Source organism: Herbidospora sp. NBRC 101105 (assembly GCF_030269205.1).
In the GTDB taxonomy this organism is placed as follows: Bacteria; Actinomycetota; Actinomycetes; order Streptosporangiales; family Streptosporangiaceae; genus Herbidospora; species Herbidospora solisilvae.
Window position 1 is genome coordinate 15,226 of the sequence record NZ_BSSX01000007.1, and the last position, 25,301, is coordinate 40,526.

The 25,301-nt window shown below is 69.1% G+C and carries 26 protein-coding genes; 10 read left to right on the plus strand and 16 right to left on the minus strand.

Annotated features, from left to right (window positions below; genetic code table 11):
• Positions 1 to 71 precede the first annotated feature (71 nt).
• The 4 genes from QSK34_RS26795 to QSK34_RS26810 all read left to right on the plus strand — a co-directional run bounded on the left by QSK34_RS26795 (position 72) and on the right by QSK34_RS26810 (position 4,331).
• Complete coding sequence (locus tag QSK34_RS26795; protein WP_030456437.1) at positions 72 to 1,406, plus strand: HD-GYP domain-containing protein; 1,335 nt, start codon at positions 72 to 74, stop codon at positions 1,404 to 1,406.
• Positions 1,403 to 2,668, plus strand: a complete 1,266-nt coding sequence (locus QSK34_RS26800) for an HD-GYP domain-containing protein (protein ID WP_030456438.1) — start codon at positions 1,403 to 1,405, stop codon at positions 2,666 to 2,668. Before QSK34_RS26795 ends, QSK34_RS26800 begins: the two co-directional genes overlap by 4 nt.
• Before the next feature lie 88 nt (positions 2,669 to 2,756).
• Entirely contained in the window at positions 2,757 to 4,088 is a 1,332-nt protein-coding gene (locus QSK34_RS26805; protein ID WP_030456439.1) for an acetyl-CoA carboxylase biotin carboxylase subunit, read from the plus strand.
• Between the two features lie 33 nt (positions 4,089 to 4,121).
• Positions 4,122 to 4,331 (plus strand): biotin/lipoyl-binding carrier protein, encoded by a 210-nt coding sequence (locus QSK34_RS26810; protein ID WP_156046122.1) that lies wholly within the window; start codon positions 4,122 to 4,124, stop codon positions 4,329 to 4,331.
• Here QSK34_RS26810 and QSK34_RS26815 read toward each other — a convergent pair.
• Positions 4,321 to 4,704, minus strand: a complete 384-nt coding sequence (locus QSK34_RS26815; protein WP_030456441.1) for a thioesterase family protein — start codon at positions 4,702 to 4,704, stop codon at positions 4,321 to 4,323. The genes QSK34_RS26810 and QSK34_RS26815 overlap by 11 nt on opposite strands.
• A gap of 47 nt (positions 4,705 to 4,751) precedes the next feature.
• On the opposite strand from QSK34_RS26815, the gene bsaP reads away from it, so the two are divergent.
• A complete protein-coding gene (bsaP, locus tag QSK34_RS37955; protein WP_062357937.1) occupies positions 4,752 to 4,934 on the plus strand; it encodes a biotin synthase auxiliary protein BsaP in 183 nt (60 codons plus the stop codon).
• Between the two features lie 139 nt (positions 4,935 to 5,073).
• A complete protein-coding gene (locus QSK34_RS26820; RefSeq protein WP_285587863.1) occupies positions 5,074 to 6,696 on the plus strand; it encodes a serine/threonine protein kinase in 1,623 nt (540 codons plus the stop codon).
• 40 nt (positions 6,697 to 6,736) lie between these two features.
• Here QSK34_RS26820 and QSK34_RS26825 read toward each other — a convergent pair whose 3' ends face one another.
• The 5 genes from QSK34_RS26825 to QSK34_RS26845 form a co-directional block, all read right to left on the minus strand.
• Positions 6,737 to 8,371, minus strand: a complete 1,635-nt coding sequence (locus QSK34_RS26825) for an acetolactate synthase (protein WP_285587865.1) — start codon at positions 8,369 to 8,371, stop codon at positions 6,737 to 6,739.
• Between the two features lie 74 nt (positions 8,372 to 8,445).
• Positions 8,446 to 9,438 (minus strand): biotin synthase BioB, encoded by a 993-nt coding sequence (bioB, locus tag QSK34_RS26830; RefSeq protein WP_161484354.1) that lies wholly within the window; start codon positions 9,436 to 9,438, stop codon positions 8,446 to 8,448.
• Entirely contained in the window at positions 9,435 to 10,157 is a 723-nt protein-coding gene (bioD, locus tag QSK34_RS26835; protein ID WP_285587868.1) for a dethiobiotin synthase, read from the minus strand. Before bioD ends, bioB begins: the two co-directional genes overlap by 4 nt.
• 10 nt (positions 10,158 to 10,167) lie before the next feature.
• Positions 10,168 to 10,893 (minus strand): GntR family transcriptional regulator, encoded by a 726-nt coding sequence (locus QSK34_RS26840; protein ID WP_030456446.1) that lies wholly within the window; start codon positions 10,891 to 10,893, stop codon positions 10,168 to 10,170.
• A complete protein-coding gene (locus QSK34_RS26845; RefSeq protein WP_285587870.1) occupies positions 10,890 to 12,041 on the minus strand; it encodes an 8-amino-7-oxononanoate synthase in 1,152 nt (383 codons plus the stop codon). Before QSK34_RS26845 ends, QSK34_RS26840 begins: the two co-directional genes overlap by 4 nt.
• Before the next feature lie 100 nt (positions 12,042 to 12,141).
• Between QSK34_RS26845 and QSK34_RS26850 the strand changes: the two genes are divergently transcribed.
• The gene (locus QSK34_RS26850) at positions 12,142 to 13,620 is read left to right on the plus strand and encodes a PAS domain-containing sensor histidine kinase (RefSeq protein ID WP_161484357.1); all 1,479 of its coding nucleotides are present in this window, start codon (positions 12,142 to 12,144) and stop codon (positions 13,618 to 13,620) included.
• A gap of 53 nt (positions 13,621 to 13,673) precedes the next feature.
• Here QSK34_RS26850 and QSK34_RS26855 read toward each other — a convergent pair whose 3' ends face one another.
• Together QSK34_RS26855 and QSK34_RS26860 are read right to left on the minus strand one after the other, a co-directional pair.
• A complete protein-coding gene (locus QSK34_RS26855; protein ID WP_030456449.1) occupies positions 13,674 to 13,928 on the minus strand; it encodes a WhiB family transcriptional regulator in 255 nt (84 codons plus the stop codon).
• Positions 13,929 to 14,203: 275 nt separating this feature from the next.
• The gene (locus QSK34_RS26860; RefSeq protein ID WP_285587874.1) at positions 14,204 to 15,157 is read right to left on the minus strand and encodes a diacylglycerol/lipid kinase family protein; all 954 of its coding nucleotides are present in this window, start codon (positions 15,155 to 15,157) and stop codon (positions 14,204 to 14,206) included.
• A gap of 35 nt (positions 15,158 to 15,192) precedes the next feature.
• Here QSK34_RS26860 and QSK34_RS26865 point away from each other — a divergent pair, with 35 nt between their 5' ends.
• Positions 15,193 to 15,573: a hypothetical protein gene (locus QSK34_RS26865; protein WP_285587876.1), complete on the plus strand. Its 381-nt coding sequence runs from the start codon at positions 15,193 to 15,195 to the stop codon at positions 15,571 to 15,573.
• A gap of 51 nt (positions 15,574 to 15,624) precedes the next feature.
• Here QSK34_RS26865 and QSK34_RS26870 read toward each other — a convergent pair whose 3' ends face one another.
• The 3 genes from QSK34_RS26870 to sodN form a co-directional block, all read right to left on the minus strand.
• A complete protein-coding gene (locus tag QSK34_RS26870) occupies positions 15,625 to 16,404 on the minus strand; it encodes an RNA polymerase sigma factor SigF (RefSeq protein WP_030456452.1) in 780 nt (259 codons plus the stop codon).
• Positions 16,405 to 16,421: 17 nt separating this feature from the next.
• Positions 16,422 to 16,841: an ATP-binding protein gene (locus QSK34_RS26875; RefSeq protein WP_030456453.1), complete on the minus strand. Its 420-nt coding sequence runs from the start codon at positions 16,839 to 16,841 to the stop codon at positions 16,422 to 16,424.
• Between the two features lie 157 nt (positions 16,842 to 16,998).
• On the minus strand, positions 16,999 to 17,385 hold the full coding sequence (gene sodN, locus QSK34_RS26880; RefSeq protein ID WP_030456454.1) for a superoxide dismutase, Ni: 387 nt from the start codon (positions 17,383 to 17,385) through the stop codon (positions 16,999 to 17,001).
• Positions 17,386 to 17,442: 57 nt separating this feature from the next.
• Between sodN and QSK34_RS26885 the strand changes: the two genes are divergently transcribed.
• On the plus strand, positions 17,443 to 17,757 hold the full coding sequence (locus tag QSK34_RS26885; RefSeq protein WP_285587880.1) for a S24 family peptidase: 315 nt from the start codon (positions 17,443 to 17,445) through the stop codon (positions 17,755 to 17,757).
• Here QSK34_RS26885 and QSK34_RS26890 read toward each other — a convergent pair.
• On the minus strand, positions 17,712 to 18,257 hold the full coding sequence (locus tag QSK34_RS26890) for a CGNR zinc finger domain-containing protein (protein WP_161484361.1): 546 nt from the start codon (positions 18,255 to 18,257) through the stop codon (positions 17,712 to 17,714). The genes QSK34_RS26885 and QSK34_RS26890 overlap by 46 nt on opposite strands.
• A gap of 269 nt (positions 18,258 to 18,526) precedes the next feature.
• Here QSK34_RS26890 and QSK34_RS26895 point away from each other — a divergent pair, with 269 nt between their 5' ends.
• On the plus strand, positions 18,527 to 19,702 hold the full coding sequence (locus QSK34_RS26895; RefSeq protein WP_161484362.1) for an NAD(P)-dependent malic enzyme: 1,176 nt from the start codon (positions 18,527 to 18,529) through the stop codon (positions 19,700 to 19,702).
• A gap of 58 nt (positions 19,703 to 19,760) precedes the next feature.
• On the opposite strand, the gene QSK34_RS26900 is transcribed toward QSK34_RS26895, so the two are convergent.
• From QSK34_RS26900 to QSK34_RS26915, 4 genes are all read right to left on the minus strand, one after another.
• Positions 19,761 to 20,900 (minus strand): trypsin-like serine peptidase, encoded by a 1,140-nt coding sequence (locus tag QSK34_RS26900; protein WP_030456458.1) that lies wholly within the window; start codon positions 20,898 to 20,900, stop codon positions 19,761 to 19,763.
• A 107-nt stretch (positions 20,901 to 21,007) separates the two neighbouring features.
• Positions 21,008 to 22,093: a trypsin-like serine peptidase gene (locus tag QSK34_RS26905; RefSeq protein WP_285587884.1), complete on the minus strand. Its 1,086-nt coding sequence runs from the start codon at positions 22,091 to 22,093 to the stop codon at positions 21,008 to 21,010.
• A gap of 167 nt (positions 22,094 to 22,260) precedes the next feature.
• The gene (locus tag QSK34_RS26910; RefSeq protein WP_285587886.1) at positions 22,261 to 23,472 is read right to left on the minus strand and encodes a trypsin-like serine peptidase; all 1,212 of its coding nucleotides are present in this window, start codon (positions 23,470 to 23,472) and stop codon (positions 22,261 to 22,263) included.
• Between the two features lie 326 nt (positions 23,473 to 23,798).
• The gene (locus QSK34_RS26915) at positions 23,799 to 25,019 is read right to left on the minus strand and encodes a trypsin-like serine peptidase (RefSeq protein WP_285587888.1); all 1,221 of its coding nucleotides are present in this window, start codon (positions 25,017 to 25,019) and stop codon (positions 23,799 to 23,801) included.
• Between the last annotated feature and the right edge of the window lie 282 nt (positions 25,020 to 25,301).

Sequence of the window (25,301 nt, forward strand, 5' to 3'; positions counted from 1 at the left end):
GTGCACATCAATGTGGAGGCGGCGCAGGTTGACAGACGCGCCTTCTTTGAGGGATGGCCGCTTTGCGCGAAATGCCGTGGCCGGCGAAGATCTACTTCGTCCTGTGCATCGGGGCGGCCGGAATTCTGCTCGTCCGGAGCGGGCAGGCCTATGACGGGCTCGACTGGTCGTCGACGCTGGTTCTCGCGCTGCTCTTCCTCGTCTGCGAGTCGGTGCCGACCCAGCTGAGCGTGCGGCAGGCGGCGATCTCGGTCAGCTTCTCGGCCGCGCTCGCCGCGGTGGTGCTGGTCGGTCCCGAGGGCGCGGCCCTCGTCGCCGCCACGGCGGTCTTCTCGGTACGTCCGGGGCTGCCCACCCACAAGCGCCTGTTCAACGGGGCGCAGTTCCTCATCTCCGGCTACGCCGCCGGGTGGGTCTACACCCTGGCCGGCGGGGTGCCGGGGCTGCCCAGGCGCACCGACTTCCCCGAGATCATCCTGCCCTACGGCGCCGCGACCTTCGTGTTCGTGGCGCTCAACTTCGTGCTGACCGCGCTGATCCTGGCGCTGGCCGAGGGCGTGGGCAAACGCCAGGTGCCGGTGCCCGACGTGGCGCAGTTCCTGCTCTCCTATCTCGGGTACGCCACCTTCGGCCTCCTCATCGCCGGGTTGTGGGCCACCGTCCAGTCGATCTCGGCCGTGCTGGTCCTGCTGCCGCTGTTCGTGGCGCGCTGGGCGTTCGGCCAGTACCACGCGCAGCACCGCTCCTACGAGGCCACCATCGCCGCCCTCTGCCAGGCCGTGGAGACCAAGGACTGGTACACGCGGGGCCACTGCACCCGCGTGTCGGCCGCCGCGTCGATGATCGCCGAGGAGATCGGCATGGGCACCGAGCGGCTCCACGCCATCCGCTACGCCGGCATGCTCCACGACGTCGGCAAGCTCGGCGTGCCGACCAAGGTCCTGCAGAAGGAGGGCGTGCTCACCGAAGAGGAGTTCGCCGCCATCCAGCTCCACCCCATGCGGGGCCTGGAGATCGTGCGCGGCATCGGCTTCCTCGACGAGGCGTTCGCCGGGATCATGCACCACCACGAGCGATACGACGGCCGGGGCTATCCGATGGGCCTGGCCGGGTCGGAGATCCCCGAGTTCGCGCGCATCATCTGCGTCGCCGACGCGTTCGACTCGATGACCTCCGACCGCTCCTACCGCAAGGCCAAACCGCAGGAGGAGGCGGTGGCCGAGCTGCGGAAGTGGTCGGGCACCCAGTTCGACCCGATCATGGTGGGGGCGTTCATCCGGGCGCTCGACCGCGACGGCTGGAACCCGCCCGCGAGCGTGCCCGCGCCCAGCGGCATGCCGGTGGTGACCGCCGCCAAAGACCACGACGACCCGACCACGCCGATCCAGGTGGTGTCCGACCGATGACGAGCGAGACCCGGGGCATCCAGGGCCTCGACTCGGGGCAACTCCTGCTGATCTGCGCCGGGGGCATGCTCGCGGTCGCCGGGATCTCCCACACGGCCGCCGTCGGGCTGGTCGACTCCCAGGTGGCGATCGGGTTCGGCGCGCTGATCGCCTGCGGCGAGCTGGCCCGGCTGACCATGCCGGGCAACCGCGAGGTGGCGCCGATCAGCACCGCCGCCGCGTTCGGCTACGCGCTGCTGCTGTACGTCGGCGGAGACCAGGCCGCCCACTCGGCGCTGCAGGTCGTCGCCGTCATGGCCGTCGGCATGATCGCCGGTGGGCTGCCGCACCTGGCCGTCGGCCGGGCGCCCCGGCTCGACGCGATCGCGCGGCGGCTCATCTGCGGCTCGCTGCTGGCCTTCGCGTTCCGGCCGTTCGCCGACGTGCTGCGCCCGCCGCCGGGCGGGGCGTGGTGGGTGGCCCTGCTGGTGATGGTGCTGCTCATCGGGGTGGCGCTGGCCGTCGACGTCGTGGTGGCCGGGCTGCTGCGGGCCGAACAGGTCCGCACCGCGTTCTCGGTCGCCGTACGCGACGAGGCGCGCATGGCCGCGCCGCTCGGCGCCGCCGTGTCGGCCAGCGGCATCCTGCTCGCGCTCGCCCTGCACAGCATGGAGCTGACCGCCCTGCTGGCCTTCGCCGCGCCGCTGCTCGTCACCCAGGTCGCCTTCCGCAAGTACGCGGGCATCCGGGCGACGTACCTGCAGACCATCAGAGCGCTCGCCCGGGTCACCGAGGTCGGCGGCTACGTCGAACCGGGCCACTCGCGCCGGGTCAGCCGCCTGGCCGTCGCCATCGGCCGCGACCTCGGCATGGCCGAACCCGAACTGCTCGAACTCGAGTACGCCGCCCTCATGCACGACATCGGACAACTCAGCCTGACCGACCCGATCCCCGGCGGCGCGACCGTGCTGACCGATCCCGAGCAGGCCCGCCGCATCGCCGAACTGGGCGCCGAGGTCATCCGCAAGACGGGCGTGCTCAACCAGGTCGCCGACATCGTGCGCCGCCAGTGCGACCCCCTTGAGGAGCGTCCGCCGCTGGCCAGCCGCATCATCAGGGCCGCCAACGCCTACGACGACCTGGTGAGCGGTTCCACCAACCGCGACCGCGCGGCGGCCGCGCTCGAACGCATGCGGCTCGACGGCGGAACCCAATACGACCCGGATGTGGTCGAGGCGATGGCGACCGTCATCGACCGGCTCGTTCCGGTCAACAGGCTCTGACAATTGTGGGCTTCCTACAGTTTGAGGCGTAACGATCAGTGCTCAAGAGTGCACGGCGCGGGATGATCCGGGCCGTAAGGTTGGCTGCGTGTTCGAGTCAGTCTTGGTCGCCAATCGCGGCGAAATCGCCCGCAGGATCATCCGGACCCTCAACGAGATGGGGATCAGATCGATCGCCGTCCACTCCGAGGCCGACGCCGACCTGCCCTTCGTTCGTGAGGCCGTCGAGTCGGTGAACATCGGCCCGGCCAATCCGGCGCAGAGTTACCTCGACCAGGCCCAGGTCCTGGCCGCCGCACGCGCCACCGGCGCGCAGGCGATCCACCCCGGCTACGGCTTCTTCTCCGAGAACGCCGAGTTCGCCCGCGCCGTCATGGCCGCCGGGCTGACGTGGATCGGCCCCTCGCCCGAGGCCATCGTCCAGATGGGCGACAAGATCAACGCCCGCAACCTCATGGAGACCGCCGGTGTGCCGGTCGCCGCGGGCACCCGTGAGCCGGTCACCACCATCGAGGAGGCCACCAAGGCCGCCGCGAAGATCGGCTACCCGGTCATGGTGAAGACCGCCGGTGGCGGCGGCGGCATCGGCATGGGCGTCGCCCACGACGAGGACACCCTCGCCAAGGCCTTCGACCAGGCCTCCCGCGCGGCCGCCCGCTTCGGCGGCACCCCAGCGATCCTGCTCGAGCGTTACATCGAGCGGGCCCGCCACGTCGAGGTGCAGATCCTCGGCCTCAACGACGGCCGCGTGCTGGCCCTGGGCGAGCGCGACTGCTCGGTGCAGCGCCGCCACCAGAAGGTCGTCGAGGAGTCGCCGTCCCCGGGCATCACCCCCGAGCTGCGCGAGCGCATGCTCGCGGCAGCGGCCCGCGCGGGCGCGGCGGTCAACTACCGGGGCGCCGGCACCGTCGAGTGCCTCGTCGACGCCGACGCGCAGGACTTCGTGTTCCTGGAGATGAACACCCGCCTCCAGGTCGAACACCCGGTCACCGAACTGGTCACCGGCGTCGACCTGGTCGCCGCGCAGCTCCGCATCGCGGCCGGCGAGGACGTCGACATCGACGCCACCCCGCGCGGCCACGCCATCGAGTTCCGCGTGTACGCCGAAGACCCCAAGCGCTTCCTGCCCGGCCCCGGCCACGTCACCCAGTGGGTGGAGCCGTCGGGTGAGGGCGTGCGCGTCGACTCCGGCTACGAGGCCGGCAACACGGTCACCCCCTTCTACGACCCGCTGATGGCCAAGCTCTGCGTCTACGGCGCCACCCGCGCCGAGGCGATCGAGCGCGGCAGGGCGGCCGTCGCGGCTTTCACGATCTCCGGGCCGAAGCACAACCTGCCGTTCTGCGCCGAACTCCTCGACCACCCCGAGTTCGTCAGCGGCGACTATGACACCGGTCTGGTGTCCCGCATGAGATCGTGATCCGGAACGACAGAGGTTTGATGGGAGACAGCGGTGGCTGAGGTACGCGCGGAGATGGTGGCGAACGTCTGGAAGGTCGTCGTCGCCGAAGGTGAGACGGTGTCCGACGGAGACACCCTGGTCATCCTGGAATCCATGAAGATGGAGATCCCGGTCATCGCCGAAGACGACGGCGTGGTCGCGATCAAGGTGTCCGAGGGCGACGTCGTGCAGGAAGGCGACCTGATCGCCGTCATCGAGTAGCGCGTGAGAGGAACTTCTCGCGGTCGACCACGACCCGCTCGATCACGCCGGTGGCGACGACCGAGCCGTCGAGGTGGGCCGCGGTGAAGGCGAAGACCAGGCGGCGCCCCTCGACCTCGGTCAGCTCGGCCGAGATCTCGACGTGGGCGCCCAGCCCGCTCGCCGCGAGGTGCTTCATCTCGACCCGCGTCCCGACCGACGTCTGCTCCGGCGTGAGCTGCCCGCCGATCGCCTCGCAGGTCAGGCCCTCGGCGAGGGCCAGCAGCCTCGGCGTGCCCAGCACGGGCACGTCGCCGCTGCCGAGCCTCTCCGCGGTGTCACTCTTCTCCACCATGATCAACCGATTGGCCCGCAGTCCGGGCGTGAGCGCCATGGTGGGATGCTAGTAGTTCGACCCTCCAACTGATCGAAAGGTGTGACGTGGACCTTTACTGCGACCACTGCGGGGGCCTTTCGGACGACGGCGACCACGGCGCCTGTCAGGGCGCCCGTGAGATGGAGCCGCCTCGCTACTGCGCCAAGTGCCGCCGCCGGATGACCGTCCAGGTGACGCCGACGGGCTGGTCGGCGCGTTGTTCGCAACACGGGCTCACCGCAGCCTGAACACAACCTGAACCAAACCTGTGTTCTGACCGTTATGGTGAGGGATTCCTGGGAGATCTGGGCTTACCGGCCGATTTTGCCGGTGCCCGCTAGACTTCCGGCACGACAGTGGTCAGTGACATAGGGGGTATCCGGGGGCATGGTTGCCCAAGGGACGACGCTGGCCGGGCGCTACCGATTGGACCAGCGCATCGGCGCTGGCGGAATGGGCGAAGTCTGGCGCGGGGAAGACACGGTCCTCGCGCGTACGGTCGCCGTCAAGGTGCTGCTCCCGGGCCGTCTCGACGACCCCGGTTTCGGTGCGCGCTTCCAGGGCGAGGCGCGCGCCATGGCCCTCATCAACCACCCCGGCGTGGTCGACGTCTACGACTACGGGGTGACCGACGTCCCGGGTGACGGTCCGACCGCCTACCTGGTGATGAAGTTCGTCGACGGCGAGCCGCTCGACCGGCTGCTGCTCCGGATAGGGCGCATCCGCCCCGAAGCGGTCATGGAGCTCATCGGGCAGGCCGCGGCGGCGATCCAGGCCGTCCACGACCGGGGCATCGTGCACCGCGACGTGAAGCCGGGCAACCTGCTCGTGCAGGCCGACGGCACCCTCGTCCTCACCGACTTCGGCATCGCCCGCTCCGACGCGGCGAGCCGGCTGACCGACGCGGGCATGGTGCTCGGCACCGCCGCCTACTGCGCGCCCGAGCAGGCCGAGGGCGAGCCGGTGACCCCGGCGGTCGACATCTACGCGCTCGGCGTGGTCGCCTACGAGTGCCTGGCCGGTCGCCGCCCCTTCGACGGCGACACCCCGGTCACGATCGCGCTCAAGCACATCCGCGAGCAGCCGCCGCCGCTGCCGGCCGACATCCCGCCGCACATCCGCCACGTGGTGGAGCGTGCCCTGCTGAAGTCGCCGGCCGAGCGGTGGCCGACGGCGGCGGCGATGAGCCAGGCCGCCCGCCAGGCCGCCAACCCCGGCGCGTCGCTGACCCAGCCCAACCCGGCGCAGCCCAACTCCGGCGTGTTCCCGAAGACGGGCGACTGGTACGAACCCCCGGCGACCGGCGCCTACGCCGCGACGGGCGCCTACCCGGCGACCGGCAGCTTCCGCACGACCGCGGCGACGCCCGAGACGCAGTCGGCCGGTCAGGGCGGGCGGCGCAAGCAGAACAAGAGCAAGCGCGGCCTGACGATCGTCGCCGTCGTGGCGGCGGTGTTCGCGTCGGTGGGCATCGGCTGGGCGGGCGTCAGCATGATAAACAGCCCCGGTCAGGCGACTCAGAAGCCGCCAGAGGTGGAACACGCTGCGGGGACCGAGACTGCCTCCCCGAGCAGCCCGAGCCCGAGTCCGAGGCGCTCCAAGCCACCGCGGACGCCGACCCCCAAGCCGCCGGTGACCGCGGAACCGTCGAAGGAGCCCTCCAAGGAGCCCTCGCCGAGCCCTTCACCCAGTCCCTCGCCGAAGCCGACCCCGAAGCCGTCGCCGAGTCCGACCAAGGAGATGCGGGCCGTGCCGACGCTCTGGAAGTTGTCGGCCGACGCGGCCGAGGCGGCGCTGCTCAAGCAAGGCTTCCAGGGTTCGTTCCAGACCAAGGGCGACACCGGTCTGGGCTGCACCGAGGTCTACTCGCAGAACCCGAAGGGCTCGACGCAGGCGCCGGTCGGCTCGACCATCACCGTCTACGTGCGGCGCATCGCCTGCCCGGCGGCCTCCCCGTCGCCGTCGCCGACGCCCACCGCGACGTCGTCGGGCGCGGCCACGAGCCCCTGACGCAGGTGGCGGTGACGGGAGGCCCGTCACCGCCATGTCGTCAGACGCCGGTCGTGTTGCGCGGGTAGGCGATGTCGGGGTCGGTCGCGATGTTCACCATGTAGGGCACGCCCGACTCGAACGCCCGCTTCAGCGCCGGGCCGATCTCCGAAGGCTTGGTGACCAGTTCGCCGCCCCCGCCGAGCGCGGTCACGACCTGGTCGTAGCGGCACTGGGGCTGCAGGTCGGCGGCGACGTCGTAGCCGTACAACATCTGCATGGGGTGTTTCTCCAGGCCCCACATGCCGTTGTTGCCGCAGATCATGACGACCGGCAGCTTGTGGCGGACCAGCGTGTCGACGTCCATCAGCGAGAAGCCGGCGGCGCCGTCGCCGAGCAGGAGCACGACCTGCGACGACGGGCGGGCCAGCCGGGCGGCGATGGAGTAGCCGAGGCCGGTGCCCAGGCAGCCGTAGGGACCGGGGTCGAGCCAGTGGCCGGGGCGCTTGGGCTCGACGTACTTGCCGGCGTAGGAGACGAAGTCGCCGCCGTCGCCGATGACGACGGCGTCGTCGGCGAGCTGCCGGTTGAGCTCGCCGTAGATGCGCATCGGGTGGATCGGGTCGCTGTCGGAGGCGAGCAGTTCGGCGTCTTCGGCGATGGCCGCCCTGGCCGCCTCGGCGAGCTTGGTGGTCCATTCGTCGCGCGGCTTCACGCTCGCGGTCCGGCACGCCGCCGCCAGGCCCCAGAACAGCAGCGACAGGTCGCCCGCCGCCGAACCGGACAGACCGGTGTGGGTGGCCAGCTGGGAGGGCGCGTCGGCGAGGTGGACGACCCGGGCCAGCGGCGCCCCCTCCTTGCCGCCGAACCAGCCGTAGTTGAGCCGGAAGTCGAGCGGGGTGCCCGCGACGATGACCAGGTCGGCCTGCGAGAACGCGAGGCCGCGGGCGCGGGTGACCAGCAGTTCGTGGCCCGAGGGCAGGATGCCGCGCCCCTGGCCGTTGGGCACCACCGGCAGGCGGAACTCCTCGGCGAAGTCGCGCGCGGCCTCTTCGGCGCGGTCCATCCACACGTCGGAGCCGACGACCAGCATCGGCCGCTCGGCCTCGGCGATCAGCGCGGCGATGGCGGCCAGGTGGTCGGTGTCGGGCTCCAGCGGCGAGGGCGCGAGCGTCTCGGTCTCGACCGCGGGGGAGGGCGCGAACAGGTGGTCCATGTAGAAGTCGAGGAACACCGGGCCGCGATGGGGGGCGAGCGCGGTGCGGAAGGCCATCTCGACGTCCTGGCCGATCGAGTCGGCGCCGGAACCGGTGAAGGCCAACTTGGTGATCGAGTCGAACAGGGGCGGGTGGTCCATCTCCTGCAGCGCGCCCGAGCCCCAGCGCGACTGCGGGGCCCGGCCGCCGAGGATCACGACCGGGCTGCCGTTGAAGTGGGCGGTCGCCACGCCCGACACCCCGTTGGTGATGCCGGGCCCGGCCGTGAGCACCGCCAGGCCCGGTTTGCGAGTGAGCCGCGCCGTCGCCTCGGCGGCGAAAACGGCGCTCTGCTCATGGCGTACGTCGAGGATGCGCATGTCTTCGTGGACGGCGCCGTCGTAGAGGGGGAAGACGTGGCCACCCGAGAGGGTGAACATCGTCTCGACGCCGTAGGCCTTGGAGACGCCGACAGCGACGTCGCCCGCGTGCTTGCTCATTCGTGAAACCTACCAGTCGGTTAACTAGTGGACCTACGAGCTGCCCTGGCCGCGGGCGAACGAACCCTCCTGGTCTAAAGCGTCTGGGACAGGGCCTTGATCGGCATCTTCAGGTCGGTCAGCAGAGCCAGATCTTCGGCTGGGGGGCGGCCGAGGGTGGTCAGGTAGTTGCCCACGATGATCGCGTTGATGCCACCCATCATGCCCGCACGAGTGCCCAGGTCGCCAAGGGTCAGCTCACGTCCGCCGGCGTACCGGAGGATGGTTCGCGGCAGTGCGAGGCGGAAGGTCGCGATTGTCTTCAGGGCCTCGGCGCCCTCGACGACCGGGTAGTCGGCGAAGGGCGTGCCGGGGCGGGGGTTGAGGAAGTTGAGCGGGACCTCGTCGGGCTGGAGCTCGCCGAGCTGGGCGGCGAACTCCGCGCGCTGCTCGATCGACTCGCCCATGCCGATGAGGCCGCCGCAGCACAACTCCATGCCGGCCTCGCGCACCATCAGGCAGGTGTCCCAGCGCTCCTCCCACGTGTGGGTGGTGACCACGTTCCCGAAGTGGGACCTGCAGGTCTCCAGGTTGTGGTTGTAGCGGTGGACGCCCATCTCGGCCAGTTCGTCGACCTGGGCCTGGGTCAGCATGCCCAGCGAGCAGGCCACGTTGATGTCGACAGCCTCCTTGATGGCCTTGACGCCCTCGCGGACCTGGTCCATCAGGCGCTTGTCGGGCCCGCGCACGGCCGCGACGATGCAGAACTCGGTGGCGCCGGTCTGGGCGGTCTCGACGGCGGCCTTCACCAGCTCGTCGATGTCCAGCCACACGGAGCGCACGGGAGAGGTGAACTGGCCCGACTGTGAGCAGAAGTGGCAGTCCTCCGGGCAGCCGCCGGTCTTCAGGGAGATGATCCCCTCGACCTCGACCTCCGGGCCGCACCACTTCATCCGCACCTCGTGGGCGAGGGCGAGGAGGTCGGGCAGGCTCTCGTCGGGCAGGTTCAGGCATTCGAGCGCCTGCTCCCGCGTCAAGCCCCTGCCCTCGTCGAGCACCTGCGTTCTGGCGATCTCCAGGATGGTCATTGGTGAATCCTAAGGGCGGTGCGGAAAGCCGACGGGTCGAACGCGCCGCCCAGCGGCGCCCCCAGCGAGGCCCGCGCGACCCGGCCGAACGCCTGCCTTCTCAACAGCCCGGCATTCTCCGGTACGGCCCCCGCCAGCGGCCTGGCCGCCAGCATCTCCAGGTCGGCGACGTTGCACCGTTCGGCCAGCCCCGGCTCCGCCGGCCACGACCCGATGACCACCCCGGCCAGGTCGAGCCCGTGGTTGGCCATCGCCTCCAGCGTCAGCGCCGTGTGGTTCAGCGTGCCCAGCCCGGCTCGCGCCACGACCAGCACCTGCGCCTTCAGGGTGTGGGCCAGGTCGGCCAGGGTGGCGCCTTCTTCGTCGAAACGTACGAGAAGACCACCGGCGCCCTCGACCACGACGAGCGGGTGTGACTCGGCGAGTTCGGTGACGCGCCTGGCCGTCTCGGCCAGGTCGAGCGCGGGCAGCCCCGCCACCCGCGCGGCGGCGGCCGGGCTCAGCGGGTCGGGGTAGCGGGCGAACTCGAAGGTGTTCGTCGCGCCGGAGAGCCGGATCACCTCGTCGAGGTCGCCCGGCTCGTCCTTCCCGACGCCGGTCTGGGCCGGTTTGACCACCGCGACGGGGCCGCCCCGCTCGATCGCCAGGGCCGTGACGGCGGCCGTGACCACGGTCTTCCCGACACCGGTGTCGGTGCCGGTCACCACAAGAACGCTCATCCGGCCAAGATTACGGAGTCGGACGCCGCAGCCGTGTGACGAACTTGTAGCGGTCGCCCCGATAGAGGGACTGCGCCCACTCGACCGGGTTGCCGTCGGCGTCGAAGGCGTGGCGGGTCAGCATCAGCATCGGCAGGCCGATGTCGACGCCGAGCACCTGCGAGTCGTAGGGCGTGGCCAGGACCGTCTCGATGATCTCCTCGGCGTCGGAGAGCCGGACGCTGTAGGCGTTGTGGAGCGTCTCGTACAGCGAGGGGTGGCCCTCCAGCTCGCGCCGCAGCCGTGGGAATCGCCGCGCCGACAGGTGGGTGGTGTCGATCGACATCGGTTCGCCGTTGGCCAGGCGCAGGCGGTGGATGCGCAGCACCCGGCCGCCGGGGTTGATGGCCAGCCGCCGGCCGAGGGCCTCGTCGGCGGTGATGTAGGAGATGTCGAGGATCTTGGTGTCGGGTTCGAGGCCGACGGTCCGCAGGTCCTGGACGTAGGAGGTGAGCTGGAGCACCTGGGCGACCTTGGGCTGGGCGACGAAGGTGCCCTTGCCCTGGATGCGGATCAGGCGGCCCTCGACGACGAGTTCGGTCAGCGCCTGGCGTACCGTCGTGCGCGAGGTCTCGAAGCGCACCGCGAGGGTGCGCTCGGGGGGCAGGGCACTCCCGGCGGGCAGGCTCTTGGTGAGCTCGAGCAGGCTACGTTTGACGTCGTAGTACTTCGGCACCCGGGGAGTGTCTTCGGTCACGCGGTCACCTTCGTTCCGGCCACGGCTGCGAGCGCGCGCCCGATCACCGCGAGATCTTCGGACCCCAGATTGGCCCGAGCGGTCAACCTTAGACAAGACCGCCCATCGGGAACCGAAGGGGGTCGGAAGCAGCCGACCTTCACACCGTGGTCCGCGCAGGTCGCGGCGGCGGCCAGGGCCCGGTGGGGGTCGCCCAGCACCACCGGCACCACGGCGGCGGCCGGCTCGGTGGTCTCGAACCCGAGTTCGCGGGCGGTCGAGGCCAGTGCGAGGGCGATTTCACGGGCTCGTTTCGGCAGGTCAGACTGCTCTTCGAGGATGTGCAGCGCGGTGAGGGCCGCTGCGGCGCTCGCGGGGGCGAGACCGGTGTCGAAGATGAACGACCGGCCGGTGTCGACGAGGGTGTCGATCACCTCCGGCGCGCCCAGCACGGCGCCGCCCTGGGAGCCGAGCGACTTCGACAACGTGACGGTTCTCACAATGTGAACATTCCCCGCAAGTCCGGCTTCGTGAACCGCCCCGCGGCCGGATTCCCCGACGACGCCGAGGGCGTGCGCCTCGTCGACGACCAGGAGCGCTCCATTCCGTACGGCCACCTCCGAGAGCGCCCCCAGCGGCGCGAGGTCGCCGTCGACGGAGAACACCGCGTCGGTGACCACCACGGCGTTCTCCTCCGTGCGGCCGACCAGCGCCCGCTCGACGGCGCCGACGTCACCGTGGGGGGTCACCACGACGCGGGCGCGGGCGAGCCGGCACGCGTCGACGATCGAGGCGTGGTTGCCCGCGTCGGAGACGACCAGCCCGTTCCTGCCGAGCGTCGCCACGGCGGCGAGGTTGGCGAGATAGCCGGAGGAGAACACCAGCGCGCCGGGGGAGTGGGTGAAGGCCGCGAGGGCCTCCTCCAGTTCGTGGTGGAGCCGGGTGCTCCCGGTGACCAGCCGGGAGCCGGTCGCGCCGGTGCCCCACTCACGGGTCGCCGCCACGGCCGCCTCGGTCAGCCGGGGATCGCGGCAGAGCCCCAGATAGTCGTTGGAGGCCAGGTCGAGCAGCCCGTCGAAGTCGGGCGAGCGCGGACGCAGCGCCCGGGTCAGGCCGGCGGCGGCGCGGCGCTCGGCGGCCTGGCGAAGTCGATCGATCGGCCCATGCATGGAGAGATGATGCCAGGTGCGATGTCCCGAGACGACGCCCCCGTGTGCCGCACGGGGTCCCGATTGGCGTTCGGGCCTGCTCAGCACGCATGATGCAGTGGTGCCGACTCTCAGCGACCTGGTGGCCAAGCACACCGATCTGTCCTCCGCCGACCTCGAATGGGTGCATTCGCTGGTCTCCGACTGGCAGTTGCTGGCCGACCTGTCCTTCGCCGACCTCATCCTGTGGATCCCCGCCGAAGAGGGCTGGATCGCGGTCGCCCAGATGCGGCCGACGACCGGCCCGACGGTCTACCACGACGACGTCGTCGGTTCCTTCGTGGCCCGCAACGAGCGGCCGCTGATCGAGACGGCCTGGCAGGAGCGGCGGATCTGCCGCGAGGGCGACCCCGACTGGTCGACCGGGGTGCCGGTCCGCGAGGAGACCATCCCGGTCCGCCGCGCCCTCGACGGGCCGCTCATCGGCGTCATCCAGCGCTCGACCAACCTCTCTTCGGCGCGTACGCCCTCGCGGCTGGAGCTGACCTATCTCCAGAGCGCCTCCGACCTGGCCCAGATGGTCGCCGAGGGCCGGTTCCCCTTCCACGGCGACGAGCCGATGCTGGTCCGGTCGCCGCGTGTGGGCGACGGGCTGCTGCGGCTCGACCGGGCCGGGCGGGTGACCTACGCCTCGCCCAACGCGCTGAGCGCCTACCGCCGTCTCGGGCTGCACGCCGACCTGGTCGGCTCGGAGCTCGGGAAGACGACGGCCGACCTCTGCTACCGCGACGAGCCGATCAACGAAGACCTGATGCTGGTCGCCAGCGGCAAGGTGCCGAGGGAGACCGAGGTGGAGCGCGGCGGGACGGTCGTCCAGCTCCGGGCCATCCCGCTGATCATCTCCGGGGGCCGGATCGGCGCGCTGGTGCTGGTGCGTGACGTGACCGAGCTGCGCCGCCGGGAGCGCGAGCTGCTGACGAAGGACGCCACGATCAGGGAGATCCACCACCGGGTCAAGAACAACCTGCAGACGGTGGCCGCGCTGCTGCGGCTCCAGTCGCGCCGCCTGCGGGTGCCCGAGGGGCGGGCCGCGCTCGACGAGGCGGTGCGAAGGGTCGGGTCAATCGCGATCGTGCACGAGACCCTGGCGCAGATGCCCGAGGAACTGGTCGCCTTCGACGAGATCGCCGACCGGGTGATCCAGATGACGGCCGAGGTGTCGGTGGCCCAGGTCGCGCTGCGGCGCGCGGGCACGTTCGGCATCCTGCCGGCGGCGGTGGCCACGCCGATCGCGATGGTGCTCACCGAGTTGCTGCAGAACGCCGTGGAGCACGGGCTCGACGGGCGGCCCGGCAACGTGCAGGTCCGGGTGGAGCGCCATCAGGACACGCTCGAAATGGTGATCGCCGACGAGGGTCAGGGGCTGCCGCCCGGATTCGACATCGAGACGAACAGCAATCTGGGCCTGCAGATCGTGCGGACCCTCGTCGTGGGAGAACTTTCCGGGCGTCTTGACATCGCCCCGCGAGAAGGCGGCGGCACGGAAGTCGTCCTCAGCATTCCGGTGAACGTTCCCACCAACGACATTCACCGGATTTGACCCGTGCGCAACAATCGCGCAATGCGGGCACGCTCTAATTCGGTTGTATGAATTCAGACGTTGGCACGGGCACGGGCCCGGGCGGTGCGGCGCTTCAGTGCGCGACGCTCGTCCTCGCTGAGGCCGCCCCAGACGCCAGCGTCCTGAGCCGACTCCAGAGCCCACTTCAGGCACAGTTCACTGACCGTGCACTGGCGGCAGACCTGCTTGGCCTCTTCAATCTGCATCAACGCGGGCCCGGTGTTGCCGATCGGGAAGAACAGCTCGGGGTCCACGTCACGGCAGGCAGCGCGGTGGCGCCAGTCCATGCGTTCCACTCCTTCGTAAGTGGAGCCTGGGCGGCTCCTGCACCTTTGTGAACAGATTCACTAGCTGACGCGAACGGCCGCCCGAAAAGTTGAGGGACGAGATTCGCGATGACGATCGCCGGGAACCTTGGCGTGAGCTGTGGCTCTCGTAAAGGTCCTACGTTCCGACGTCGCGTTCAGCTTTTCAGCCACTCCTACAGCACACAAGAGGTTTGGGGGAAGGTTTTGCGGGTCCTAGCTGTCGGATGCGTCACACTATGACCGCTTGTAACTGTCTAGACCAGAACTTGTAACGCGTCCGGGATAGAGCGAAATGTCACCCTTTCCCGTTCTCCCAGGTAGTCGCCGTCAAGCTGGAGTGCGACGGGCCGAACCGCCTCGATGGTGAAAACACTCTCGTCATGTGCTTGAACGAGGTGTTTACCCGTCGGCAATCCCTGAGGCTCGCCGACGATCTGCCGGAGCAGGTTCACCACGGCCGGCAACCGCAGTTTCGTCATCGCCAGCAGATCGAGGCCAGTGTCGAACCCGGCCCACGGCGTCGGGTTGACCGGCCGGCTCCCGACGAACGTCCAGGGCGCGGTGTTGGAGACGATCGCCAGGAAGATCCCCGGTACGTCGCGCTGCCCCGGCCGGCTCAGGGTCATCGCCGGATGCCGCCGGTCGGTCATGAGGTAGTGCCGCAGGGCCGTCTGCACGTACAGCGTCGGCGAAGCCCGGTAACCGGCGCTGCGCAGGCCTTCGACGGCTCTGATGACCTCGGCGTCCCAGCCCAGGTCGGCACAGAATGTGAAGTAGCGAGACTCTGCCACTGCCCCGGTGCCGGAATCTCTAACATCCCATTCGGCAAGTCCGAGACTGATCGTGCGCGACCGGCCCTCGCGCAGCGCCTCCAGGATCGCGCCGGTGGCCTCGACCGGGTTGTTCGGCAGCCCGAGCGCCCGTGCCAGCACGTTGGCGCTGCCCCCCGGGATGATGATCATCTTGGCCCGGTCCTCGGCCGCCATCAGCCCGTTGGCCACCTCGTTGACCGTTCCGTCGCCGCCGAGGACGGCCACCGCATCGAAGCCCTTCTCCTTGGCGTGGGCGGCCAGGACCGACGCGTGCCCCCGGTATCCGGTCTCGGCGACCTCCAGATCGACCGCCGCCCCGAGCGCCCGCAGCAGGACGTCGAGCGTGCGCCGGTTGGTCGAGGTCGCCTTGGGGTTGACCAGCAGAAGTGCCCGCATGCCTGAAGGTTATGCGACGGGTAGTCTCACCAACTGTGCAGAACCGTCCCTTCACCCTCCTCGTCGCGGCGGTCGCCGTCGCGATCGAGGGACTGACCGCCGTCGCGATCGGCGGCTGGGTCGCCTACGAGACCTTGATCGGCGCGCCCGACGACGTCATGAGCTCACTCGTGCTGGCCGGGTTCGCGCTGGCCGTGGGCGCCGGGCTCGTGTGGGTCGCGTGGGGCATCCTCCAGCTGATGCGCTGGAGCCGGGGGCCCGCCGTGGTCACCCAGATCTTCGCCATCCCTCTGGCGATCAGCCTGATCCAGGCGGGGCAACTCGCCTGGGGGGTGCCGCTGATCGTCGCGGCCGCGGTGATTCTCGTCACTCTTCTCGCGCCGCCCACGACCCACGCCCTCATGGGCGACGGCTGAGGGCCGGAAAAGGTTCGGCCGGCGTCTCACGGCGCCGGCCGAATTCGTTCGTCAGTCTTCCGCGGTCAGGCCTTCGCGCAGTTGCGCGAGGGTCCGGGCCAGCAGGCGGGACACGTGCATCTGCGAGATGCCCAGTTCCGTGGCGATCTGCGACTGGGTCATGTTGCCGAAGAAGCGCAGCAGCAGGATGCGCTTCTCCCGCGGGGGCAGGCGCTCCAGCAGCGGCTTGAGCGACTCGCGGTATTCGACGCCCTCCAGCGACTCGTCGACGATGCCGAGCGAGTCGGAGACCGCCGGGGCGTCGTCGTCGCCCGAGTCGGGCGCGTCGAGCGAGACCGTCGAGTAGGCGTTGGCCGACTCGAGGCCCTCCAGCACCTCTTCCTCGGTCATCTGGAGATGGGCGGCCAGCTCGGCCACCGTGGGCGCGCGCCCCTCACGCTGCGAGAGCTCACTGATCGCCTTGGTCAGCGACAGCTTCAGCTCCTGCAGGCGGCGCGGCACGCGGACCGCCCAGCCCTTGTCGCGGAAGTGGCGCTTGATCTCACCGACGATGGTCGGGGTGGCGTAGGTCGAGAACTCCACGCCCCGGGCCAGGTCGAACCGGTCGATCGACTTGATCAGGCCGATCGTGGCGACCTGGGTCAGGTCGTCGAGCCATTCGCCGCGGTTGCGGAACCGGCGGGCCAGGTATTCCACCAGCGGAAGGTGCAGCTCCACGAGCTCGTCGCGGATGCGCTGGCGGCGCGGGTCGTCGGCCGGCAGCTCAGCGAGCTCCCCGAAGAGGGTGCGGGCGCGCACCCGATCCGGGACTCCGGAGTCGCTGGTGGCCATGGCACGGGTCCTTTCCGTCACGCCGGCCTCGCCGCGCCTCGCCGCTTGCGCAGCACGATCGCCATGTGATCGGGGGAGGACACGGCATCGACGTCGTCGGCGAGCGCGGTGAGCACCATCCAGGCGAAGTCATCGCGTTTGGGCTCGGCGATCCCGACGGTGGTGACCTCGACCCGGATCGACATCTCCTGCCCGGTCAGCTCGAACTCCGCGATCAGGTCGGTGCCGGGGACGGCATGGCGCAGCAACATCGCGCACGCCTCGTCGACGGCGATCCGCAGATCTTCCATCTCGTCGATGGTGAAGTCGAGCCGTGCCGCCAGACCTGCCGTCGCGGTCCGCAACACGGACAGATAGGCGCTGGCCGCCGGAAGCCGTACGCTCACGGCGTCGCGGATCCCGGCCAGATCCCCTGTGACATCAGTTGCGTCGGTCACGATCCTCCTTGCCCTGCCGGCCACATCTCGCGGGGCCGCATGTTTGCAACCTACCGCCACTCGACCGCGATTGCTCGGCTTGGACGCGCCGATGCCGGAAATGCGCGGACCCCGCACGGAAAGGTCCAAGGATACGTGCGGGGTCCGAGGCGGAAGGCTACGCGGCCTTCGTCTCCCAGAAGATCTTCGCGATCTCGTCGATCTTGCCCAGGAGGTCGTCGGCCTTGGCGACGTCGACGGTGCCCTTGGCGCCGGCGGCGCCGGCCAGCTTGGTGGCGTCCCAGAAGAGCTGGTGGAGCTGCGGGTGGGCCTCAAGGTGCGGGGGCTTGAAGTAGTCGGTCCAGAGCACCCACAGGTGGTGCTTGACCAGTTCGGCCCGCTCCTCCTTGATCGTGAGGGCCCGCGAGCGGAACACCGGGTCGTCGTTGTCGGCGTACTTCTGCATGATCGCCTTGACCGATTCGGCCTCGATGCGAGCCTGGGCGGGGTCGTAGACGCCGCACGGCAGGTCACAATGGGCCGATGCCACGTGCTTGGCAAGCATCGGGTTTCCTTTCGTCAGAGTGGCTGCGGTTCCGACATTACTGCTCCGAGGTGGATCATGTTCACCAGCGTCCGGGTGTCCGGGGATTCCATGCTTCCGGCGCTGCGGCCCGGCGACTGCCTGTTGGTCCGCCGCACCGCGAAGATCCGTCCCGGAGACGTCGTGATCGCTCGCATACCCGGGAACCTGATCGTCAAAAGGGTCTTCCGGTGGACCGGCGAGGGCTGGTGGCTGGAGAGCGACAACCAGCAGGCGCCCGGCCGCAGGGACTCGTGGGACTTCGGCGCGATTCCCCAGGACCGGATCGTCGGGAAGGTGGTCGGCCGTTACTGGCCGTCACTCGCCTTGGGGCCGCGCTTCCTGGCCCGGTAGGCGGCCACGTTGGCCCGGCTGGCGCAGCGCTCGGAGCAGTAGCGCCGCGACCTGTTCGACGAGGTGTCGAGGTAGGCGTTGCGGCAGGGCGCGGCCTGGCAGATGCCGAGCCGGTCGGCGCCGAGGCCGGTGACCACGCCGGCCAGGCCCATCACCGACCCGACCGCGACGGTGTCGCCGACCCGGCCGCCCTCGGTCAGGTGCATGTGCCAGGGCTGGCCGTCGTGCCCGGCGATCTGGGGGTGGACGGGATGGCGCACCAGCAGGCCGTTGAGGCGCTGGACCACGTCTTCCTCGTCGCCCTCGGCGGCCGACTCGAACACCTCGGTCAGCTCGTCGCGCAGCTCGATGACATGGTCGAGGTCGCGCCGGGTCACCCGCCCGGCGGCCTCGGTCCGGCCGGTCTCGGCGAGCAGGGCGCGCAGGCCGTCGAGGGTCTTCAGATCATCCCGGCGGTTGACGAGGAGGACGGCCAGTTCGGCATAGGAGGTCAAGTCCACGGGGAACCCTGTAATAGGTGACTCTGGACATTGAGTATTACACAGGGACGGAAAGTTCCAAAGAGATTGACACTGCATTAAAGGCCGACCGGCTGCGACGTATCTGGCCGCGAGGGGCCGTCTCAGCATGTGGCACACTAGGGCAACGGGTGACCCCCGTGCCCGAGACGGCCGTCAACGACGACGGTTCCGGTGTCTATCCATGCCGCGGGCCCTCGTCTCGTAACGGTCTGTGTTGTGTCCGTCACCAGACATCAGGGGTCAGCGTAATGACTGCTTCCCTCGAAGCCCTCGACCTCGATCCGGCCTTCGCGCTGCACCGCGGCGGAAAGCTAGAGGTCAGAGCCACCATCCCGGTCCGAAACGCCGACGATCTGTCGCTCGCCTACACGCCCGGCGTGGCCCGCGTCTGCTCGGCCATCGCCGATTCGCCCGAGCTCGCCAACGAGTACACCTGGGTCTCCAACGTGGTCGCCGTCGTCACCGACGGCACCGCCGTGCTGGGGCTCGGCGACATCGGCCCCGCCGGGGCGATGCCCGTCATGGAGGGCAAGTCGCTGCTCTTCAAGGAGTTCGGCGGGGTCGACTCGGTGCCGATCTGCCTCGACTGCACGGGGGTCGACGAGATCGTCGAGACCGTCGTCCGGCTCGCGCCGTCCTTCGGCGGCATCAACCTGGAGGACATCAGCGCCCCGCGGTGCTTCGAGATCGAAGACCGGCTCCGCGAGCGCCTGTCCATCCCGGTCTTCCACGACGACCAGCACGGCACGGCGATCGTCGCCACCGCCGCGCTGACCAACGCCGCCCGGCTGATCGGCCGCCCGCTCGGCGAGCTCCGGGCCGTGGTGGCCGGGGCCGGGGCGTCCGGGGTCGCGGTGACCCGCATGCTCCTCAACGCCGGCATCGGCGACATCGCGGTCTCCGACAGCAAGGGCCTGATCTTCGAGGGCCGGGCCGGGATGAACCCGTACAAAGACGCCCTGGCCAGGGAGACCAACCGGGCCGGGCTGACCGGCTCGACCGAGGCGGCCCTCGCCGGGGCCGACGTCTTCATCGGCCTGTCGGGGGCGACCATCTCCGAGCAGGCCATCGCGTCGATGTCGCAGGACGCCGTCGTGTTCGCCCTGTCGAACCCGACGCCCGAGGTCCACCCCCAGGTCGCCGCCAGGCACGCCGCCGTGGTGGCGACCGGGCGGTCCGACTTCCCCAACCAGATCAACAACGTGCTCGCCTTCCCCGGCGTGTTCCGGGGGGCGCTCGACGTCCGGGCGACCACGATCACCGAGAACATGAAGATCGCCGCGGCGGCGGCGCTGGCCGGGGTCGTGGGCGACGAGGTGCGGGCCGACTACATCATCCCGTCGCCGTTCGACGACCGGGTCGCCCCGGCCGTCACCCGGGCGGTGGCCGACCAGGCCCGCAAGGACGGCGTGGCCCGCCGGTAACCGCGCAGACGCCGAAGGGCCCGGCCTCCCCCCGAGACCGGACCCTTCCGTCCACGTGTCACTTCTTGACGATGCTGCCGGACCAGTTGCCGGCCGCGGCCTTGTACACGTCGTACGTCTCGCCGTCGAAGTAGGGCGAGGTGATCTTGTCGATGCGGTCGTTGCCGTTGGAGTCGGCGAAGGCGCTGGTCACGCCGTTGACGTAGCCCAGGCGGCGGGCGTTGCTGTACTTCAGCAACCACGGGCCGCCGTCGGCGCCCGGCGTCATCGAGCAGGTGATCGCGATCTGCTCCTCGATCTTGAGCCCGGCGTCGGTGACCTCACGGTTCGGCTTGCCGTAGCACCACTTCGGGGTGACTCCGGTGAACGCCTTGTTGCCGTCGGGGTGACGGGCGGCGGGGTAGCCGAAGGCGTACACCGCGCCGGCGCCGACCTTCTGGTTGTAGGCCAGGCCCTGGCCGCCGACGTTGTCGCCGAGGCGGCCGGCGTCCTTGATGGTGAGGATCCACCACTTGCCCTTGTCGCGCCACTTGACGCCGCCGTGGGCCTTGTACTGCTTCTCCGAGACGGCCCTGGTCGCCTCGAACTTCACGCCGTTGTAGACCGTGACGAAGGCGTAGTCGCGGTCGTAGTCCTCGTAGACGTCGAAGTCGTAGTGGGTGAAGCCCTGCTTGGCGACGTACACACCCCAGGGGGCCTTGCCCTGGTAGTAGCCGGGAACGAAGATCCACTGGTCGAGCATGTGGTCGTTGTCGTCGGTGTCGAAGACGCAGTGCCCCGCGGTGGCGACCAGGTTCTTGTACTTGGCCTGGATGGAGCTCGCCGAGCACCAGTAGGTCTTGCCGTTCTTGCGGAAGAAGACCTTGCCCAGCGTCTTGGGGATGTTGATGTTCTTCGACTTGCCCGCCTGGCCGCCCGGCCCGGTCGGGGAGACGGTGCCCGCCTTGCCGTCGGCCGACGGGCCGCCCTTGGAGGAGAGCTTGGCCACCTTGGCGACCGTCTCGGCGTCGGGGCCCCACTGGGTGGCGGCCTTGAGCGCCTTGCTGTTGCTGCGGAACCAGAAGCCCGCGATGTTGTCGGCGTCTGCCACGGAGACCGTGGGTCCGTCGGCGGGCGAGGCGTTCGCCGGTAACGCCACCAGAACGGCGGATCCGGCTATGCCGGCGGTCACGAGACCCAGCCGTGCGCGCTTGTCCACGTGAACCCTCCTTTTCCTCCCGTTGCGGATGTGGATCTCGCAGATGACTAACCGTGAGACCGAAAACAAACGGGAGGAAAAGGAATGTGACCTAAGTCACACAGGAACTACTTAGTTTCCGTGAGCCCGAGCGTGCCGTCCTTCTTGACGATCGAGCCCGACCACAGCGGGGCCGCGGTCTTGTAGACCGCGTAGGTCTCGCCGTCGAAGTAGGGCGAGGTGATCAGGTCGCTGCGGTGGTTGCCGTCGGTGTCGCCGCCGAGGCTGCTCACGCCGTTCAGGTAGCCCTTGCGGGCCGTGCTGCTGTACTTGATGATCCACGGGCCGCCGGAGGAGCCGCCGGTCATCGAGCAGCGGATGGCCTGGTGCTCCTCGGCCTTCACGCTCTTCTCCGCGACGGGGTAGATCGGCTTGCCGTAGCACCACTTCATGGTGGAGCCGGTGTAGGTGTAGTCGCCGTCGGGGTGGGCCGCGGTCGGGTAGCCGAACACGAAGACGTTCTGGCCGACCTTCTGGTTGTACGCGAAGCCCAGCCCGCCGACGTTGTCGCCCAGGCGCCCGACGTCCTTCCACTTGCCCTCCGACCACGTGATGCCGTTGTAGACGGTCACGAAGGCGAAGTCGCGGTCGATGTCCTCGTAGACGCTGAAGTCGTAGTGGGTGTAGGCGGTCTTGCCGACGTACACACCCCAGGGGGCCTTGCCCTGGTAGTAGCCCGGGATGAACACCCAGTGGCCGACGACCGAGGCGTTGCCCTCCAGGTCGTAGGCGCAGTGCCCGGCGGTCGCCACGAGGTTCTTGTACGCCGACTGGATCGACGACGCCGAACACGAGTAGAGGGAGTCGCCGACCGTGAAGAACACGCGGCCGGCGCTCTTGGGCAGGTTGACGTTCTTGGTCGTCGTCGTGGGCTTGGCCTCGTCACCGATGGCGGGCACCACACCCGGCTTGCCGTCGGCGGCCGGACCGCCGGTGGAGACGTGCTTGGGGACCTTGGCGTGCTCCAGGCCGTAGGGGGCGGCGGCCTTCAGGTTCTTGCCGCCGTCGGCGGTCCAGAACTCCAGGGTGTCGGCGGCCGCGGCGGGCGTCGCCATCTTGGCGGACTGGCCCACCTTGGGGCCGGCGTGCGCCGGCACCGCTAAGGAGGCGGCCACGAGGCCGGCCACGCCGACGGGAAGGAGGATGCGCTTCACAGGGGGTTCGCTCCTTGCGATTGGCGTGAGACGCCTCTTGCGTCTCATGCGCCAGAAAGGGATAGCCAGAAACTTACATGACTCTGGCAACTCCGCTAAAGAACACATAAAAAACGAAAAAGCCCGGCTGGTTGCCGGGCTTTTTCATTGACGCCGAAGCGGATCGACTAGGCGATCGAGCCGGTCCACAGGTTCGCGGCGGCCTTGTAGACACCGTAGGTCTCGCCGTCGAAGTAGGACGAGAGCGAGGTGTCGATGCGCTTGTTGCCGTCGGAGTCGGAGACGCCGATGGTCACGCCGTTCAGGTAGCCGAGACGGCGGGTGTTCTTGTACTGCGCCAGCCACGCCGAGCCGAGCGAGCCCTGGCCGGTGAAGGACGACTTGACGCCCAGCAGCTCCTCGCCCTTGATGGCCGAGGCCTTGGCGCCGAAGGTCTTGCCGTAGCTCCACTTGAGGGTCTTGCCGGAGTAGGCCTGGTTGCCGTCCGGGTGCGAGCCGCTCGGGTAGCCGAAGACGTAGACCGACTGGCCGACCTTCTGGTTGTACGCGAAGCCCTGGCCGCCGACGTTGTCACCGAGGCGACCGGCGTCCTTGAACTTCCACACGAAGTACTTCGTGACGTCCTTGCCGTCGACCTTCTCGGTCTTCTTCCGGGTGAGGAAGCCGCCACCGTTCTTCTGGTACGTGTTGTACTCGGCCTCGGTGATCTCGGCGGGCGCACCCTGGCCGAGAGCGATGCCGTTGTACACGTTGACGAACGCGTAGTTGCGGTCGCCGTCCTCGTACACGTCGAAGTCGTAGTGGGTGAAGGCCTGCTTGCCGACGTACACGCCCCAGGGGGTCTTGCCCTGGTAGTAACCCGGCACGAACACCCAGTACTTCATGGTGGCGCTGTTGGTCTCGGTGTCGTAGACGCAGCTGCCGGCCGTGGCGACCAGGTTGCGGTAGGCCGACTGGACCGAGGTGGCGGTGCACCAGCGCGGCTTGACCGCGGTCAGCTTGCCGGTCCGCGGGTCGCGCACGACGTCGTCGGCGAAGAACACCTTGCCCGTGGTCTTGGGCAGGTTGACGTTCTTCGAGGTGCTGGTCGTCTTCTTCTCGTCGCCGATGGCGGGGACGACACCCGGCTTGGTGTCGGCCGAGGGGCCGCCGGACGAGACGTGCTTGGCCGGGACCGTGGTCTCGACGTTGTACGGCGTGGCGTTGATCAGGTTCGCGGCGCCTTCGGTCAGCCAGAGGGCGGCGATGTTCTTGGCCGCGATGCCCGTCGTCGCCAGGGGGTCCGAGGCGACGTCGCCGGCGGCGCTGGCGGGCTGGGTGACGAGAGCGGAGGCCAGCAGACCGGCCGCCACACCACCGAGGGCGAGAGTGCGCTTCATAAGGGGGAACTCCTCTTGGTCTGTACGTGGGCCGCCTCTTGCGTCCCATGCGTCAGTAAAGGGGCAACCCGGAACTTACATGCCTGTTCGTCACAGGCGGTAGCGAAACTGGGGCGTCCGAAACCACTCAGCATCCCGTGACATTTCCGTGATCTGTCAGACCCGAGGTCAGAGGTGGAGTCGGGTTGTTATCAACAGGTGATGATGTGATGTAAATCACATCGAGTCGATGGCACCGATTCGAGGGCCCGTGCGTCAAAGGGAACTTCGTTGGAACGGGCAAACGAAAAGGCCCGGCCGGAGCCGGGCCTCCCGTTGGACGACCACTACGCGATCGAACCGCTCCACAGGTTCGCCGCGGCCTTGTAGACGCCGTAGGCCTCGCCGTCGAAGTACGGGGAGACCGAGGTGTCGTAGCGCTTGTTGCCGTCGGTGTCGGAGACGCCGATGGTCACGCCGTTCAGGTAGCCCAGACGGCGAGCGCTCTTGTACTGCGAGATCCACGCGGAACCCAGGGCGCCCTCACCCGTGAAGGAGGACTTGACGCCGATGAGCTCCTCGGCCTTGATGGCCGAGGCCTTGGCCGCGAAGGTCTTGCCGTAGCTCCACTTCAGGGTCTTGCCGGTGAAGGCCTGGTTCCCGTCGGGGTGCTGGCCGCTCGGGTAGCCGAACACGTAGACGCTCTGGCCGACCTTCTGGTTGTAGGCGAAGCCCTGGCCGCCGACGTTGTCGCCGAGGCGACCGGCGTCGGTGTACTTCCAGACGTAGTACTTGCCGTCCTTCTTCCAGTAGTACTTGTAGGTCTTGGCGACGGCCTCCGAGACCTCCTTGAACGACGCCAGGCCGTGGAGCTGCCACAACTTGTCGAAGTCGGCGAGTCCGTTCGCGGGCAGGGAGATGCCGTTGTAGACGGTGACGAACGCGTAGTTGCGGTCGCCGTCCTCGTAGACGTCGTAGTCGTAGTGGGTGAAGGCCTGCTTGCCGACGTACACGCCCCACGGAGCCTTGCCCTGGTAGTAACCCGGGACGAAGATCCAGTTCTCGAGCGTCGCCTTGTTGGTCTCCGTGTTGTAGACACAGCTGCCGGCGGTCGCGACGAGGTTGCGGTAGTTCGACTGGACCGACGTGGCGGTGCACCAGTGCGGGTTCTTGGCGACCCACTTCGGCCACCAAGGGGTGCCCTTGTTCTCGAAGCCGTCGGAGAAGAACACCTTGCCGGTGGTCTTCGGCAGGTTGACGTTCTTCGAGGTGCTGGTCGTCTTCTTCTCGTCACCGATGGCGGGGACGACACCCGGCTTGGTGTCGGCCGTCGGGCCGCCGGTCGAGACGTGCTTGGAGACGACCTGGGTCTCCACGTCGTAGGGGGTCGCGTTGACCAGGTTGGCGGCGTTCTCCGCCAGCCACATGGCCGCGATGTTCTTGGCCGCGATGCCGGTCGTGGCCAGCGGGGTGCTGGCGACGTCGCCGGCGGCGGCGGCCGGCTGGGTGACGAGGGCGGAGGCCAGCAGGCCGGCCGCCACGCCACCGAGGGCGAGGGTGCGCTTCATGAGGGAACTCCTTGGTCTGTACGTGGGCCGCGTCCTGCGTCCCATACGTCAGGAAAGGGATGTTCCGGAGGTTACTCCTGCGATCTTTCGTGCCTGAAGTGGCGTTTGCGGGCTTCAGGGGCGCGTGATGCGCTCGTGATCTGGGCGACTCACAGTCGGGTCACGAGTCAATGACCTCTGGACGCGCAAATCCCGTGGCCGCAGGGGTGTCGGGCTTGACGATGATGGTTAACCCCTGGTGAAGAAGTCGGACATAGATCAACAAATGTGACTTAAATCACA

Coding starts and splice junctions, on each gene's coding strand:
- sodN (WP_030456454.1), bottom strand. CDS start 17,385: ATGCTTGCCAAGCACGTGGCATCGGCCCATTGTGACCTGCCGTGCGGC.
- QSK34_RS26860 (WP_285587874.1), bottom strand. CDS start 15,157: ATGCGGGCACTTCTGCTGGTCAACCCCAAGGCGACCTCGACCAACCGG.
- QSK34_RS26800 (WP_030456438.1), top strand. CDS start 1,403: ATGACGAGCGAGACCCGGGGCATCCAGGGCCTCGACTCGGGGCAACTC.
- QSK34_RS26885 (WP_285587880.1), top strand. CDS start 17,443: ATGTTCACCAGCGTCCGGGTGTCCGGGGATTCCATGCTTCCGGCGCTG.
- QSK34_RS26910 (WP_285587886.1), bottom strand. CDS start 23,472: ATGAAGCGCACTCTCGCCCTCGGTGGTGTGGCGGCCGGTCTGCTGGCC.
- QSK34_RS26815 (WP_030456441.1), bottom strand. CDS start 4,704: ATGGCGCTCACGCCCGGACTGCGGGCCAATCGGTTGATCATGGTGGAG.
- QSK34_RS26845 (WP_285587870.1), bottom strand. CDS start 12,041: ATGCATGGGCCGATCGATCGACTTCGCCAGGCCGCCGAGCGCCGCGCC.
- QSK34_RS26915 (WP_285587888.1), bottom strand. CDS start 25,019: ATGAAGCGCACCCTCGCCCTCGGTGGCGTGGCGGCCGGCCTGCTGGCC.
- QSK34_RS26820 (WP_285587863.1), top strand. CDS start 5,074: ATGGTTGCCCAAGGGACGACGCTGGCCGGGCGCTACCGATTGGACCAG.
- bioB (WP_161484354.1), bottom strand. CDS start 9,438: ATGACCATCCTGGAGATCGCCAGAACGCAGGTGCTCGACGAGGGCAGG.
- QSK34_RS26895 (WP_161484362.1), top strand. CDS start 18,527: ATGACTGCTTCCCTCGAAGCCCTCGACCTCGATCCGGCCTTCGCGCTG.
- QSK34_RS26795 (WP_030456437.1), top strand. CDS start 72: ATGCCGTGGCCGGCGAAGATCTACTTCGTCCTGTGCATCGGGGCGGCC.
- QSK34_RS26870 (WP_030456452.1), bottom strand. CDS start 16,404: ATGGCCACCAGCGACTCCGGAGTCCCGGATCGGGTGCGCGCCCGCACC.
- QSK34_RS26825 (WP_285587865.1), bottom strand. CDS start 8,371: ATGAGCAAGCACGCGGGCGACGTCGCTGTCGGCGTCTCCAAGGCCTAC.
- bioD (WP_285587868.1), bottom strand. CDS start 10,157: ATGAGCGTTCTTGTGGTGACCGGCACCGACACCGGTGTCGGGAAGACC.
- QSK34_RS26855 (WP_030456449.1), bottom strand. CDS start 13,928: ATGGACTGGCGCCACCGCGCTGCCTGCCGTGACGTGGACCCCGAGCTG.